General features: G+C 54.6%; 13 protein-coding genes. 7 read left to right on the forward strand and 6 right to left on the reverse strand.

The window, feature by feature from the left end:
* Nucleotides 1-44: 44 nt before the first annotated feature.
* On the reverse strand, nucleotides 45-830 hold the full coding sequence (locus tag LQ945_RS01245) for an SDR family oxidoreductase (RefSeq protein ID WP_122079375.1): 786 nt from the start codon (nucleotides 828-830) through the stop codon (nucleotides 45-47).
* Between the two features lie 395 nt (nucleotides 831-1,225).
* Between LQ945_RS01245 and LQ945_RS01250 the strand changes: the two genes are divergently transcribed.
* Together LQ945_RS01250 and LQ945_RS01255 are read left to right on the forward strand one after the other, a co-directional pair.
* Nucleotides 1,226-2,512: an MFS transporter gene (locus tag LQ945_RS01250; RefSeq protein WP_270102100.1), complete on the forward strand. Its 1,287-nt coding sequence runs from the start codon at nucleotides 1,226-1,228 to the stop codon at nucleotides 2,510-2,512.
* A gap of 25 nt (nucleotides 2,513-2,537) precedes the next feature.
* On the forward strand, nucleotides 2,538-3,986 hold the full coding sequence (locus LQ945_RS01255; protein ID WP_270102101.1) for an FGGY-family carbohydrate kinase: 1,449 nt from the start codon (nucleotides 2,538-2,540) through the stop codon (nucleotides 3,984-3,986).
* On the opposite strand, the gene LQ945_RS01260 is transcribed toward LQ945_RS01255, so the two are convergent.
* On the reverse strand, nucleotides 3,987-4,556 hold the full coding sequence (locus LQ945_RS01260) for a glycerol-3-phosphate responsive antiterminator (protein WP_044551198.1): 570 nt from the start codon (nucleotides 4,554-4,556) through the stop codon (nucleotides 3,987-3,989). It lies immediately after the preceding gene.
* A gap of 92 nt (nucleotides 4,557-4,648) precedes the next feature.
* Complete coding sequence (locus tag LQ945_RS01265; RefSeq protein WP_269935573.1) at nucleotides 4,649-5,566, reverse strand: LysR substrate-binding domain-containing protein; 918 nt, start codon at nucleotides 5,564-5,566, stop codon at nucleotides 4,649-4,651.
* Nucleotides 5,567-5,805: 239 nt separating this feature from the next.
* Between LQ945_RS01265 and LQ945_RS01270 the strand changes: the two genes are divergently transcribed.
* From LQ945_RS01270 to LQ945_RS01285, 4 genes are read left to right on the forward strand one after another with little or no spacing between them, the layout of a single operon-like run.
* Nucleotides 5,806-7,167 (forward strand): MFS transporter, encoded by a 1,362-nt coding sequence (locus LQ945_RS01270; protein ID WP_269935572.1) that lies wholly within the window; start codon nucleotides 5,806-5,808, stop codon nucleotides 7,165-7,167.
* A gap of 30 nt (nucleotides 7,168-7,197) precedes the next feature.
* Entirely contained in the window at nucleotides 7,198-7,701 is a 504-nt protein-coding gene (fae, locus tag LQ945_RS01275; protein WP_081835850.1) for a formaldehyde-activating enzyme, read from the forward strand.
* Nucleotides 7,702-7,711: 10 nt separating this feature from the next.
* The gene (locus tag LQ945_RS01280; RefSeq protein ID WP_270102102.1) at nucleotides 7,712-8,755 is read left to right on the forward strand and encodes an aldo/keto reductase; all 1,044 of its coding nucleotides are present in this window, start codon (nucleotides 7,712-7,714) and stop codon (nucleotides 8,753-8,755) included.
* On the forward strand, nucleotides 8,752-10,203 hold the full coding sequence (locus LQ945_RS01285; protein ID WP_270102103.1) for an NAD-dependent succinate-semialdehyde dehydrogenase: 1,452 nt from the start codon (nucleotides 8,752-8,754) through the stop codon (nucleotides 10,201-10,203). Before LQ945_RS01280 ends, LQ945_RS01285 begins: the two co-directional genes overlap by 4 nt.
* On the opposite strand, the gene LQ945_RS01290 is transcribed toward LQ945_RS01285, so the two are convergent.
* On the reverse strand, nucleotides 10,175-11,140 hold the full coding sequence (locus tag LQ945_RS01290) for a bifunctional helix-turn-helix transcriptional regulator/GNAT family N-acetyltransferase (protein WP_270102104.1): 966 nt from the start codon (nucleotides 11,138-11,140) through the stop codon (nucleotides 10,175-10,177). The two genes, LQ945_RS01285 and LQ945_RS01290, sit on opposite strands and share 29 nt — an antisense overlap.
* Nucleotides 11,141-11,251: 111 nt before the next feature.
* Nucleotides 11,252-11,884, reverse strand: a complete 633-nt coding sequence (locus LQ945_RS01295; RefSeq protein WP_262239593.1) for a helix-turn-helix transcriptional regulator — start codon at nucleotides 11,882-11,884, stop codon at nucleotides 11,252-11,254.
* Nucleotides 11,885-12,183: 299 nt separating this feature from the next.
* On the opposite strand from LQ945_RS01295, the gene LQ945_RS01300 reads away from it, so the two are divergent.
* Nucleotides 12,184-13,179, forward strand: a complete 996-nt coding sequence (locus LQ945_RS01300; RefSeq protein ID WP_269935568.1) for a zinc-dependent alcohol dehydrogenase family protein — start codon at nucleotides 12,184-12,186, stop codon at nucleotides 13,177-13,179.
* Nucleotides 13,180-13,367: 188 nt separating this feature from the next.
* Here LQ945_RS01300 and LQ945_RS01305 read toward each other — a convergent pair whose 3' ends face one another.
* On the reverse strand, nucleotides 13,368-14,267 hold the full coding sequence (locus LQ945_RS01305) for a LysR family transcriptional regulator (protein ID WP_270102105.1): 900 nt from the start codon (nucleotides 14,265-14,267) through the stop codon (nucleotides 13,368-13,370).
* Nucleotides 14,268-14,350 lie beyond the last annotated feature (83 nt).

Consider the following 14,350-nt stretch of genomic DNA (forward strand, 5'->3'; position numbering starts at 1 on the left):
ATATAAAAATGTAATTGAGATAAAACGGAGATCGTTCCGCTTATTTAACGAACCAGATAACCCCCATCGACCACCAGCAAATGGCCATTAACGTAATTTGATGCCCTGCTGGCTAGAAATACCATTGCCCCCATTAAATCTTGCGTGTCACCCCAGCGGTTGGCAGGAATATGCTCCAATACACGCCTGTTGGTTTCCGGATTACTTCGGGTTTCTGCGGTAATGTCAGTGGCGTAATAACCCGGTGCAATACCGTTGACCTGAATATTATATTGCCCCAGTTCATCACAATAAGCCTTGGTAAAACCGGCCAGGGCATGTTTAGTGGCAGAATAAGCCGGGGACCATTGACCGCCAAGATAAGAAAAGAGCGAGCAAATATTGATGATCTTACCCTGCTGGTTGGGGATCATCACTTTGGCGGCTTCGTAGCTCATTTCAAAGGCGGCCGTCAGATTGATGTCGATCATCGGGTCCCAGTCGGCACGGCCAAAATCCTGCACCTTGTTCAGTTTGCAGATGCCCGCATTGTTGACCAGAATATCCACGGACCCGAAATGCGCCAGGCATTCGGCGATGACCCTGGCCGGAGCGCCTTTCTCGGTGATGTCCACCTGCATAAAGGCTACGCGCACGCCCTGTTGTTCAATGATTTCACGGGTTTGTCCCTGATCCATCACAAAGCTGGGAATAAACAGATTCGCCCCGGCCTTGGCCAACGCCACGGCAAACGCCTGTCCCAGCCCACTGTTGCCGCCGGTGACAATCGCCGTCTTCCCCTTCAGCGAAAAAAAATCCAGTGAGAACGCATTCAACGCATCTAGTGACATGTCCTGACTCCTTAGCCTGGAAAAAAAGCAAAAAAAATGAGAAAAGTAAGCTCCTCTGCGCTGGGCAAAGAAGTTACTTTTCTCATCGGCTCTAGTAACTGAGAAGCAAGCTAACATGCCCGCCCCGTTGGCTTCCGTGATTGACTTCACAAAATCATTTTATGCTAAAAACAGCGTGATAATAAAAATCACCTGCCTCACTGAATAATTAATCCATGACAAGTCTACGCCAATTTTCATTTTAGGCTTTTGTGATAACAATCACGGATATTATTCCCGGCGTCGTGCTATTTGTTAGTGCAGTTACTGAATGAGCCCAAGAGAAAAGTAACTTCCCGTTATGCGGGGAGCTTGCTTTTCTCTTTTTTTGTTTGACCATTTAAATGGAATGCCGCATGAAGAAATCAAATTTCCACCGTTGGTTAACCCTGGCAATAATAAGTATAAGCGGCGGCGTTAGTTTTGACCTGGCCTATTTACGCTATATCTATCAAATCCCCATGGCGAAGTTTATGGGTTTTTCCAATACCGAAATAGGGTTGATCATGAGCACTTTCGGTATTGCCGCCATTATTCTTTATGCCCCCAGCGGTATTGTCGCCGATAAATTCTCCCACCGTAAGGTCATGGCTTTCGCCATGATCGCGACCGGTTTGCTAGGGGGGCTGATGGCGTTTTACCCGCCTTTCTGGGTGATGATCCTGATACAGGTAGCATTCGCCATTACCACCATACTGTTACTGTGGTCCGTCTCCATCAAGGCGGCGTCACTGCTGGGCGACCATGAGGAACAGGGAAAAATCATGGGCTGGATGGAGGGGCTACGGGGCGTCGGCGTAATGGCGCTGGCGGTCTTCACCATGTGGATCTTCTCTTTATTCGCAGCCGAGGATCCCAACAGCCTCAAAGCGGTGATCCTGATTTACAGCGGCGTGTATATTCTGCTCGGCGTGCTTTGCTGGTTCTTCGTCAGCGAGGGCTCTACCCAGACCGCAAGCAGCAGTACCGAGCCCTCACCCCCCTTTAGCCTCAGTGACATCCTTAGAGTGCTCAAGGTCAGCAGTACCTGGTATTGCAGCATGATCATCTTCGGTGTCTACACCATTTACGCCATCCTGAGTTACTCGACCAATTACCTGACCGAGATGTATGGCATGACGCTGGTTGCCGCCAGCTACATGGGCATCGTTATTAACAAGATATTCCGCGCCATCTGTGGCCCGCTCGGGGGATTGATCACCAGCCACAGTCGCCTGAAATCGCCGACCCGGGTGATTCAACTGCTGGCGCTGGCCAGCCTGATCACGCTGGGCGCCTTGTTAGTCACCAATCAACAACCGGGCTCGGTCGCCGTGGGTATCGGTTTGATCTTGCTATTGGCTTTTGCCTGCTATGCCTCGCGCGGGCTGTATTTCGCCTGTATTGGTGAAGTCCGTACGCCCAAATTCATTATGGGCACTACGGTGGGTATCTGCTCGGTGATCGGTTTTCTGCCGGATGTATTTGTCTACCCGCTGGTGGGGCATTGGCAAGACACCCTGCCTGCAGCCGAAGCCTATCGCAATATGTGGCTGATGGGGTTGGCCGCCACCGCTTTGGTGGTGGTATTCACCTACCTGTTGTTCAACAAGATCAAAACTGCCGACGCAAAAACTACAACCATAAAACCCCTGGTCGGCTAATGGATTTTCCTTGAGGAGCGAACGCATGAAAAAGCAGTATTTAATGGGGGTGGACGTTGGCACCCAAAGCGCAAAAGTGGTGATTTTTGATTTGGACGGCAACGTCATTTGCGAAGGGAAACAGCAACTGCGCAAGCTGGAGATCCCCGCGCCGCTGCTGGCGGAGCATCCTGATGACGATCTCTGGGACGCCCTCAAAGTGGCGTTTCGTCGCGTCATGCAGCGTTTTGCTGAAGCCGGTGGTCAGCAGCAGGACATTCTGTCGATGGGGATTTGCATCGTTCGCTGCTGCCGTGCGCTGCTGAAAGAAAACGGTGAGCTGGCCTACCCGGTGATCAACTGGATGGATAAGCGCCTCAACAAGCCCTATGAGTATATAGATGCCTACCGGGAGGTGCGTTATATCACCACCACCTCGGGGTATATCACTCATAGGCTGACCGGCGAGTTCAAAGACACCTGCGCCAATTACATCGGTTGGTGGCCGATGGATAATGATAGCCTGGACTGGAGCACGGATCCGGCGGTCTGGCAAAGCTGCAATCTGACGCGAGATCGGGTACTGGACGTGGTGAAGCCGGGGGAAATCCTCGGTTATCTCAGCGAACGGGCGGCACAGCAAATCGGTTTACCAGCAGGTCTCCCTGTTGTCGCGACTGCGCACGATAAAGCGGTAGAAGCCCTGGGGGCAGGTTCACTGGACGAGGGGGTCGCGCTTATTTCCCTTGGCACCTATATCGGCGCCATGGTGCATGGCCATGCCAACGTGAAAAACGCACGGCATTTCTGGCCTTTCCAGGCTTCGATCCCCGGCCGTTATTTGTATGAGTGTATGGGCGTGCGTCGCGGTATGTGGACCATCAGCTGGTTTCGCGACCAGTTTGGCGCGGCGGCATTGTCTGCGGCCCATGACGCGGGGGTTAGCATCGAAGAACTGTTGAACCACGAGGCCGAACGGGTGCCGGCGGGCTGCGAAGGTTTGATTACCGTCCATGACTGGGCACCTCCCTCAGAAGCCGAGTACCGCAAAGGTGCGATGATTGGCTTCGATGGCCGTCATACCCGGGCGCACATGTACCGCTCTATGCTGGAAGGTATCGCCTTCACCATGAAAAACCACATGGATAAAATGGCGCAGGAGCTGAATACGCCCTTCAGCAGCCTGATCATCTCCGGCGGCGGCGCCAACAGCGATTTGTTTATGCAAATTTTCGCCGACGTATTCGGGATCCCGACGCGTCGGAACCTGATGAGCGGCTCTGCCGCGGTGGGATGCGCCATCAATGCCGGCATGGCGATTGGCGTGTTCGAAAGCTATCAGCAGGCCACCGAAAGGCTGGTGAAAATCGGCGACCGCTTTATGCCGGACAACCCTAATCATCTTTTTTATCAGCAACTCAATGAGCGGGTTTACCAACAGGTGAACGCACACCTCGATCCGCTATTGCGTGCGCTCAGCCCTCTGGTGGATTAGCTATAACGCCAACTTCCACACGTCATGGTTGGTGGTGGAGACGGCAATCGCTCCGGCTTTTAACGCCGTCTGGGCGTCGTCTTCATCACACACCAGGCCGCCGGCGATGATCGGCAAATCGATTTTATCCGCCACCCAACCCAACACTTTCGGCATGCAGCCTGGCAGGATTTCGATGCAGTCCGGCGTGGACTGCGCTACCTGCTTGTCGACGTTATGGAAGGAGATGGAATCGAGGATAAACAGCCGGTGAATGGCATAGAACCCCTGCTGACGCGCAGCTTTGACCATTGAGGTTTTGGTACTGATGATGCCGTCGGCGGCGGTCACGATCTTCAGAAAGTTAATCACGATTTCTTTGTTGGAACTTCCCTCCAACAGATCTACGTGTACAAAGGCATATTTTCCGGCCTCTTTAATCTGCTGCACGATACGTCCGATGTTGCAGATATTGCCGTAGAGCACCGAAATAATCCGGCAGTCTGACTTCACCGCTGCCTGCAGACTTTCATTATCTTTTACGGCGGCAATCACCGGATGCAGTTTTAACAACTCAACAATTGAAGACACGTTATTCCCCTGGTAGGCCCGCAGCAACAACGGCGGGCAATGCTCATTAACAACAAGGTAACACACCCCTACACCGGTATCTCCACGTCCGCTCACAGCGCGGCGATCATGCCCGGCAACGGCTCAGGATACCCTGACCGCTGCCGGATTTCCTGCTGCAGCCAATCATGAAAATACCCCACCCGGGGCATATCGCGCTTGCCTGCGGGAATTTCCAACCAGTAACCGTTGCGGCTTTTCAACTCAACCGGCGACAGCAGCACCAGCAGACCGCTTTGCAACTCATTGCGGATCATCATCCGATCCAACACGGCGTAGCCTGCGCCGGTAATGCAGGCGTTAATCACCTGGTCCTGCGTACTGAACTCCAGCCCGCTTTGCTGGCCGGCAATAGCCTGTCCCGCCGTCGTCAGCCAGCAGGGCCAGTTGTCCAGGCGAATATCGCCATTGAGGATGTGTAACTGAGGCTGGGTATGCAGCGGCGGGAAGCCGCCATTGACCATCAGTAAAGGGCTGCCGACCAACACCAGTCGTTCATGGCATAACCATTCGCCCCGGGCGGCGCAGTCATCCGCATCGCCAAAGCGGATGGCGCAGTCGAAATCGCAATATTTTTGCCGGGTTTCACTGATCAGGGCGATCTGCAACTGGCTGTTACGGCTGCGCAACGCCACCAAGCGGGGAGCCAGCCAACGGGTGGCAAAGGTCGGTGCCACCTGCAGACGCAGGTGCTGTAACGGATTGTGCAGTTGTACATGCTGGATCCCCTCCTCCAGGATATCCAGCGACTGCCGCACTCTTGGCAGTAACGAGATCGCGTCCTGCGTCAACGCCAGGCCACTGTGGCTACGGACAAACAGCAGCTTGCCCAGGAAAGCTTCAAGCTGCTTGATCTGCCGGCTGGCGGCGCTTTGAGTAATAAATAACGCCTCTGCCGCTTTGCTGAAACTCAGCGTTCGGCAGGTTTCCTCGAATACGCGCAACATACTGAGTGAAGGAAGTTTTCTCACGATACGCGAAGCCTCTGTGCATAAAACAACATGTTAACCATATGTTGCTAATTTGCAGTGATTCGCCAGTCTGCACCCCGTTTATTTCTGTAAAACCAGAAGCCGATCACATGCGTTTTCCACCTGAGGGTATGACTAAAACGCACTCGCCGAAGCGCGGGTCTGCTGCCACATTGTTTACGCATTCAAAACAAAGAACCAACAATAACCCCACACCACTCCAACTGGAGGACAGGGCAATGCAACATCTGACATCACAACAAATACGTATGGATGACGTCCCCTTAAACCGATTCCATCTCAAAATCGCCGGGCTGACTTTCGGTGCCCACTTCACCGACGGCTATGTGCTGGGCGTCATAGGCTTCGCCCTGGCGCAAATCAAACCGCAAATGGGGATCTCCGCCTTTTGGGAAGGCATGTTGGGCAGTTCAGCGCTGATCGGCCTGTTTATCGGCAGTTTGGTGCTCGGCTGGGTTGCCGATTACATCGGTCGACAAAAAATATTCTGCTTTAGCTTTGTGGTGATCACCCTGGCCTCGGCGCTGCAATTTTTCGCCACCACGCCGGAACAGCTCTTCTTGCTGCGGGTGCTGGTCGGCATCGGATTAGGCGGCGACTTCTCCGTCGGTCACACCATGCTGGCCGAATTTTCTCCCCGTAAACACCGTGGCGTACTGCTGGGATCTTTCAGCGTGATCTGGACTTTTGGCTACGTAGCCGCCGGGTTTGCCGGTCACTTCCTGACGGCGATGGGACCGGATGCCTGGCGCTGGCTGCTCTCTTCATCCGCCGTGCCGGCCGTCATCATATTGCTCATGCGCATAGGCACGCCGGAATCTCCCCGCTGGCTGATGGGAAAAGGGCGTCACGAACAGGCCATGGCCATCGTACACCGCTATTTTGGCCCTAACGTCAAGCTGGTTGATGAGGCCCCCACCCTGAGTAAACAGCGCTTTTTCTCGCTGTTCGGCCCGGTATATCGTCGGCGCACCGCGTTCAACAGCCTGTTCTTTGTCTGTCTGGTGATCCCCTACTTTGCGATTTATACCTTCTTGCCGTCCATTCTGCAGGTCATGGGCCTGGATCAAAATTTCGCCACCGACCTGTTGCTCAACGGCCTGCTGATCGTCGGTGCGCTGCTCGGCATTTTGCTGACCATGTTCTGTTCACGACGAGGCTTCCTGATCGGTTCCTTCGTGTTCCTCGCGGCCTGCCTGGTGTTGCTTAGCCTGATCCCCGCCAGCCAATCGGCGTGGCTGATCGCGCTGTTTGCAGCTTTCACGCTGGTGATGTCGGCGGTCAGCAACCTGGTCGGCGTTTTTCCCGCGGAAAGTTTCCCTACGGAAGTCCGCTCAATGGGCGTCGGGTTCGCCACGTCAATGAGCCGTCTGGGTTCTGCCATCGGCACCGGCCTGTTGCCACTGGCGATTGTCCACTACGGCATGCCCGCCACCACCGGCATTCTGGCCGTGATCTTGATTATCGGCGCGTTAGTCTCCATCGCCTGGGCGCCAGAAACCAAAGGATTAACCCTGGTGGACGCCAGCCAGGATCCGGCACAGCGCGCAGACAGTGCGTTGGCCGCGACGATTAAATAGCACCATCTGACTGAAAACAGGAGCAATGACGTGGAAATGTATATCGGTGAAGGGTTTGAGGGTAATGGCGTTAACGCCTCGCACATCAATGTTTTGATCGGCCCGCGTCAGGGTGCGGTTGGTCAGGCGTTCTCATCCAGTCTGGCTTCCCCCAGCCAGGGACACTGCCCCTTTATGGTGGTAGTGAAACCCAATGTGCCTACCAAACCTATGACGCTGTATGTCAACAAGGCCGAAATCAGCGGTGAACTGCATGGCAACGCCACCTGGGGTGCCTCCCAGGCGGCCATCGCCAAAGCGGTGGCGGAAGCCCTGCTGGAGGGGGTCCTGCCGCCAGAGGCCGAAGACCAGTGGTGCATCGTGACCGCCAACTGGGTGAATCCGGCCTGTGACGATCTGGACGAGGTGTATCGGAATAACTACCGCGCCTGCAGCCAGGCGATCCATGCGGCGATGAATCAGTTGCCCAACCGTAGCCAGCTCGCCCAGGCTCTGCCACAGCTGACTAATCCCTTTTATACCCCGCGTGCCTGAGGAGAACGCCATGGATTACATCAATCTTGGTCAGTGTGGACTGAAAGTTTCCCGCTTGTGCCTCGGCACCATGAACATGGGCAGCAAACAATGGAAACCCTGGATTTTTGACGAACAGCAAAGCGAGCCGCTGATACGCCACGCGCTCGAGTGCGGGATCAACTTCATTGACCTGGCGGATTTTTACTCCAGCGGCGCAGGCGAGGAAGTGGTTGGCCGCATCATTGCGCGCGTGGCCCAGCGCGACGAGCTGGTGTTGACCACCAAAGTCGGCTACCCGCTGGGTGGCGGCAGCAATAATCAGGGGCATTCACGCAAGCACATCATGACCAGTATTGACGCCAGCCTGCGTCGCCTGGGCACCGATTATGTCGATATTTACATGCTGCACTACTTTGACGTGAACACCCCCGTCGAAGAAACCTGGTCGGCGATGAACGATATCGTCCGAGCAGGCAAGGCGCGGTATGTCGGCGTATCGACCATGTATGCCTGGCAATTGGCGAAAATCCTGTGGATATGCGAGCGACAGGGGTTCGTCAAGCCCATCAACATGCAATTGCAGCTCAACTGCGCCTACCGCGAAGAAGAGCGCGAGATGATCCCCTTGTGCCGCGATCAAGGTTTGGGCATTTCGGTGTTCAGCCCCCTGGCTCGGGGGTTATTAAGCTGCGATTTCAACTCGGTGCGAAACCAAACGGATTTCTTCACTCAGGAGATGTATGCCGATACGGCTTCGCGCAACGTCGCACACTCGGTCAGCCAGGTGGCGACGCTGCGCGGTCTCCCGCCGGCGCAAATTGCTCAGGCCTGGGTGCTCGGTCACCGGGGAGTGGACTGCATGCTGGTCGGCGCCGACACTGTGCAACAGATAGACAGCGCCGTCAGTGCCTTATCGACCCCGCTCAGTGACGACGAACGCTATGAGCTGGAACGCCACTACACCCCCTGCGATGTGATTAACGATTACACCGCAGGCAAACGCATTGCGCGTGAGAGCCGCCCAACTCGCGGTTTTACCCTGGACAATACCGACACAAGGAACATTGCATGACCTCCTATTCTTCCCTGCTACGCAACGGCTGGTATTGCGACGGCCAATGGCGCAGCGCACCTCGGCACTATCCCGTAAACAACCCCGCCACCGGCGAGAAACTGGCGGAAGTCGCCCTTGCCGGCGCCGCAGAAACCGAAGCGGCAATTGCGGCAGCCTCGGCCGCACTGCCTGCCTGGCGCGCCTTGCCGGCAAAGGCACGCTCACAGATCCTGCAACGCTGGTTTCAACTGATCGTGGCGCATCAGGCCCCGTTGGCGGAGCTGATGGTGGCAGAACAAGGCAAGGTATTGAGCGAAGCACAGGGAGAAGTGCTTTATGCCGCCAGCTTTATTGAATGGTTTGCCGAGCAGGCCAAGCGCGCCTACGGTCACACCATTCCTGCCACCAAAGCCGGCAACCAAATCCTGACCTTTAAACAGCCGGTTGGCGTCATTGCCGCGATCACGCCGTGGAATTTTCCCTTGGCCATGCTGACGCGCAAGCTCGGCCCCGCGCTGGCAGCCGGGTGTACCGCCGTGATCAAACCGGCCAATGAGACCCCACTTTCCGCCTTTGCGCTGATCGTGCTGGCAGAACAGGCCGGCGTTCCCCCCGGGGTGATTAACGCCGTCTCCGGCGATACCCCGGCGATTGGTACGTCACTGATGGCAAGTTCACAGGTGCGCAAGGTCTCCTTTACCGGTTCGACACCGGTGGGAAAACTGCTGATGCGTCAGGCGGCGGATACGGTGAAAAAACTGTCGCTGGAACTGGGAGGGAACGCCCCCTTTATCGTGTTTGACGATGCGGACCTGAGTGCGGCGGTGGCGGGCGCGATGGCGGCCAAATTCCGTAACAGTGGCCAAACCTGCGTGTGCGTGAATCGCTTCTATATTCAGGACGGCGTTTACGATCGTTTTATCCAGTTATTGACCGAGGCCACCCGGGCGTTGAAAGTGGCTCCCGGCATGACGCCAGGAGCCCAGCAAGGGCCGTTAATCCATCTGAAAGCGGTAGAAAAAGTGGAGGCTCACCTGCAGGATGCATTAAGCCAGGGAGCACGACTGATGTGCGGGGGCGAGCGCCATCCGCTCGGGGGAACCTTCTTCCAACCCACGGTATTGGCCGACGCCAACGAACAGATGCGGTTGGCGCATGAAGAAACTTTCGGGCCGCTGGCAGCCTGCTTCCGTTTCCATACCGAAGAAGAAGTGATCCGCAGGGCTAACGACACGCCTTTCGGATTGGCCGCCTATCTCTACACTCGCGACCTGGCGCGTGCGTTCCGTGTCTCGCGCCAGCTGGAAAGCGGTATGGTGGGCATCAATGAAGGCATTATCTCGACCGAGGTGGCGCCCTTTGGCGGCGTCAAAGAGTCTGGCCTGGGCCGTGAGGGCGCGGATGTGGGACTCGAGGAATATCTCGAAACCCAGTATGTCAATTTGGGGCAACTGGGCGGCGAATAAATAGCTGTTCGGTCATCAATTGCCCCCACTGCGTGCCCGGCTGCTCTTCTGCAAGCACGAAACCGACGCTTTCATAAAGATGCCGGGCCGCATCCAGCCCTTTGAAGGTCCACAGATGGATTTCGTCAAAGGCATTTTCATCGCAAAAACTGACTGCCCGATTCAGCAACTGGCGGCCAATGCCGCCGCCACGTAAGCTGTCATCGATGATAAATGCGCGCAAGTGAGCGCGGTTGCCCCCCAAGGTTTCGCCATCAATCGAAACCGAGCCGACAATGCGATCGCCCTTCAGGGCGGACCAGGTCTGGTTTAATGGATTCGACAAACGCCCGGCCAGATCGGCCAATGCTGAGCCCACCGCAGCTTCAAAGAAGGCGCCGAACCCCACGGTGCGGGAATAGTATTGCATGTGCATTTCCAGCGTTCTGGCGGTGAAGCCCGGCAGATAACCGCTGACAATCTCGATGGGCGCTGCAGAAACCGACGTTTCCCCCAAGCGATGTGCTCGCAACGCTGTGGCATAGCTATGCAGCCCATCGGCGATGCCGACGCTGGCGTCGGCCGGCAACTGCGCCAGAGCGGTAAGCACCTGACGATCGGCAAAACGATTGATGCCCGCCAGGGTTTCTCGCCCTTGCGCCGTCAGCCGCAGGATCTTCTCTCTGGCATCTCGCGGGCTGGCCTGCGTTGCCAGCTCCCCGGCTTTGATCAGCTTGTTCAGCATGCGGCTGACGCTGGATTTCTCCAGGTTCAGCACGCTGCAAAGCTCGGCGGCGGTATCAACGTGCCGATCGCCTATTTCAATCAACGCATGCACCGCCGATGGCGGCAGGTCGGTTCCTGCCAGGGTATTGCCCATAAATCCCAGCTCACGCACCAAATGGCGCGACGCATCCCTGATCGGGTGTAAATACGGACTTGGTTGGAGGATTGACATGATCGCGGCTCTGATATGGTTGTATTGTGCAACCATATCAGAGTTATTCAGCAGTGCAAAGGGGCACGGATCCTAGAGGACAGCTGCCCGTCATCAGGCTTGCTCAGGTTTTTAGGCAGCACCCTCGCCCTTTTTTAACTCTTTCAGGTATTTGTAAACCGTGGCGCGGCCGAGGGATAACACGTTGGCGATATAATCAGCGGCGCTTTTGGCTTTGAACGCACCTTCGTTATACAGGTCAATCACCAACTGCTTTTTCTGTTCGCGACTCAATGAACCCAATGAGGCATTTTGCCGGCGGATCCACTCGTGCAGGAAGGTGTTGATCTTCTCCTGCCAGTCATCTTTGAATAACTGCTGTGGCTGAGGCTGCAAACGGGTGACCGACAGGAACATATCCAACGCATTTCTGGCGTCTTCAAATGTCGCGGTGCTCAAATTAATGCACAGCAGGTAGCGGGGAACGCCCTGTTCGTCTTTTGCGGCAATGCTCACCGATCGCATTTTCTTGCCGTCCCAGTTGAGCTTTTCATAAGGGCCGGTCACCTGGCCTTCGCTGTCGATGTCAAAATCCTCCAAACCGGCATCGTCACCCGGTTTGCGTTTCGACAGATTATTGGCGAGGTAGGCCACCTTATTGGTAGAGAGATCGTGTATCACCACTTCCACATTGGGAAAAAACAGCGCTGCAATGCCGTCGGCGACCGACTGCAGTAATTCTAATTGGGACGTGGTTTTCAGCACTTTGCTATTACTCCATAGCGATAAGGCATGATGATATTGGCCAGTTTTCATCATTGGGTCAGCCGCTTAGCATACCTCAGTTGCCCCGCAATGCCGAGCGGGGGAACGGCTTACCACCCTCCCGCACCGGACCTACTGTTTTAGCAATCAACGGTCAGGGCGGTGTTAGTTGTTCATGGATCACTACATCAACCCATTAATGCCACTTTATGGAATTATAAAATCCAGATGGTTTCATTATCTGCCATCACCTGTACTGGTATATTTACTCCCATACTTCTATTTCGGAGATTAAATTTATGAATACGATGATGACTGCGCTGGTGCTGGAAAATTTTGCCGACGAGCAATTTAGCCAAGTTCAATACCCTGTACCAACAGCTGGAGCGGGCCAAGTGCTGGTACGGATACACGCGAGTGGCGTTAACCCTATTGATTATAAAATTCGCCTCGGCGAAGCGCCCTACGCAATGCCAGAGCTACCGGCGGTGCTGGGGACTGATATGGCGGGGGTTATCGTTGCCGTTGGTGATGGCGTCGAACGATTCAATGTCGGTGATGAAGTTTATGGCCTGACCGGTGGCGTTCGTGGACTTCAGGGTTCTCTTGCGCAATATGCTGCGGTTGATGTCGACTTACTGGCACTGAAACCCCGTAATTTATCCATGCGTGAAGCCGCTGCCATTCCGTTGACCTTATTAACGGCCTGGGAAGGCCTGGTCGATAATGCGAAGGTAAAACCGGGGCAGAATGTGCTGGTCCAGGGCGGCGCCGGTGGCGTTGGTCACATGGTTGTGCAACTGGCAAAGGCCATGGGTGCCAATGTCTGGGCCACAGGCTCAACGGCTAAGCAATCACTGATCGCTCAGTTAGGTGCAACACCACTGGATTACACCGCGCTGTCTGCGCAAGAGATCGTGAACAACTGCACCTCAGGCCAGGGCTTTGACATTGTTTATGACACTGTGGGAGGCCAGGTTCTGCAAGATTCGCTGGGCATGACCCGACATTACGGACATATCACCAGTTGTGCCGCGTTCGGTGAGCATAATCTGGCGGTATCTTCGCTACGTTGTGCCACGCTGTCTGGCGTGTTTGTCCTGATGCCCATGCTGTCTGGAGAAGCTCGTGCTCATCATGGTGAAATACTGGAAGCCGCTACCCGCCTGATTGAAGAGGGTAAAATTCATCCGGTTGTCGACATCCGTCATTTCAATCTCGATCAGGCTCTCGACGCGCACCACGCAGTGCAGGACGGTTCGGCATCTATCAAGGTAGTTATTGATATTGAATAAGCCTCTATTGAGGTCGAACGAACCTGTAAATAATTCTGCGTAACTGCCCACTCATTAAAGGTGATCGCTCTGGCGATCGCCAAACTTGATAATAAAACGGCTCATCCTCCGCCGTCAGTTCTGGATTGGCATACTCCATTTGTTTGACACATCCCTGATCGCCAGATAAATAGCTTTTCTGTATAAGGTCAGGTTTCAATATCCGCTAATATATCAGCCAGATAATCAAATAACGTCCTAATCCGCAACGATGTTGGCCCACGCTGTGGCCGATAAAGATAGAGCCCCCAGCTTGCGAAAGCATTGTTTTCCAGGATCTGAATCAGGTGCCCACTTTTTAAATAAGGCAGTGCCAGAAATCCGGGCATATGTCCAAAACCGACGCCATCGAGCACGGCCTGAAACTCAGCTTCCAGATCATCGGTAATAAAACGTGGATTCGACGGCGTAAAACTTCGCGTGTTCTTGAAACTCCAAGGCCAGCAACGCCCGGTTTTATGATCAATCAATGCTGTCAGCGGGAACAAGTCCAGCTCATCAACACGTTTGGGCATTCCTGTCTGATTAATCAATTCTGGTGTACCGACGGCAAAAAAATGGATTTTAGCCAGCTCACGTGCCACATAACGGTTATCAGGTAAAAAACCGAAGCGAATACCAATGTCTATCCGCTCATCAATCACATCACTGTGTGTATCTGTCAAAATACAGTCCACAACTATATCCGGGTAACGCAGGGAAAATTGCGTTAATGCCGGAATAATAAACTTGCGGCCAAACACGGAAGACACCGTCAGCCGAATGGTTCCCCGCATCTCATCTGACTTTGGCTGCGGTTTTACCGTCAACAAGGTATCGACAGCGTTAACAGCCTGCCGGGCATATTGCGCGAGGCGCTCACCATCGGCCGTTATTTTCATCTGCCGGGTGCTTCGGTAAAACAAAATTTCACCACGCTGCTGTTCGAGTTCTTTCACCGCACGGGTCACCGCCTGAGGTGAGATGCCCAGAAGTATCGCAGCATCTTTGAAGTTTCTTGACTCTGCGACGGTACAAAAGATGCGCAACATTTCCAGTTTATTTTGCATGGCAGACCTGAACCGTTGACGGGGTTAATTCCATAATCAGGAATTCTGTAATGGAATCTTTTCCACATATTGTAACGTGAGGT

This window comes from Serratia liquefaciens, assembly GCF_027594825.1.
Classification (GTDB): Bacteria; Pseudomonadota; Gammaproteobacteria; order Enterobacterales; family Enterobacteriaceae; genus Serratia; species Serratia liquefaciens_A.

What these genes read in the sequence shown, in the direction of transcription:
- LQ945_RS01245 (WP_122079375.1), bottom strand. Translation starts at nt 830, where the DNA reads ATGTCACTAGATGCGTTGAATGCGTTCTCACTGGATTTTTTTTCGCTG.
- LQ945_RS01250 (WP_270102100.1), top strand. Translation starts at nt 1,226, where the DNA reads ATGAAGAAATCAAATTTCCACCGTTGGTTAACCCTGGCAATAATAAGT.
- LQ945_RS01255 (WP_270102101.1), top strand. Translation starts at nt 2,538, where the DNA reads ATGAAAAAGCAGTATTTAATGGGGGTGGACGTTGGCACCCAAAGCGCA.
- LQ945_RS01270 (WP_269935572.1), top strand. Translation starts at nt 5,806, where the DNA reads ATGCAACATCTGACATCACAACAAATACGTATGGATGACGTCCCCTTA.
- LQ945_RS01280 (WP_270102102.1), top strand. Translation starts at nt 7,712, where the DNA reads ATGGATTACATCAATCTTGGTCAGTGTGGACTGAAAGTTTCCCGCTTG.
- LQ945_RS01285 (WP_270102103.1), top strand. Translation starts at nt 8,752, where the DNA reads ATGACCTCCTATTCTTCCCTGCTACGCAACGGCTGGTATTGCGACGGC.
- LQ945_RS01290 (WP_270102104.1), bottom strand. Translation starts at nt 11,140, where the DNA reads ATGTCAATCCTCCAACCAAGTCCGTATTTACACCCGATCAGGGATGCG.
- LQ945_RS01300 (WP_269935568.1), top strand. Translation starts at nt 12,184, where the DNA reads ATGAATACGATGATGACTGCGCTGGTGCTGGAAAATTTTGCCGACGAG.
- LQ945_RS01305 (WP_270102105.1), bottom strand. Translation starts at nt 14,267, where the DNA reads ATGCAAAATAAACTGGAAATGTTGCGCATCTTTTGTACCGTCGCAGAG.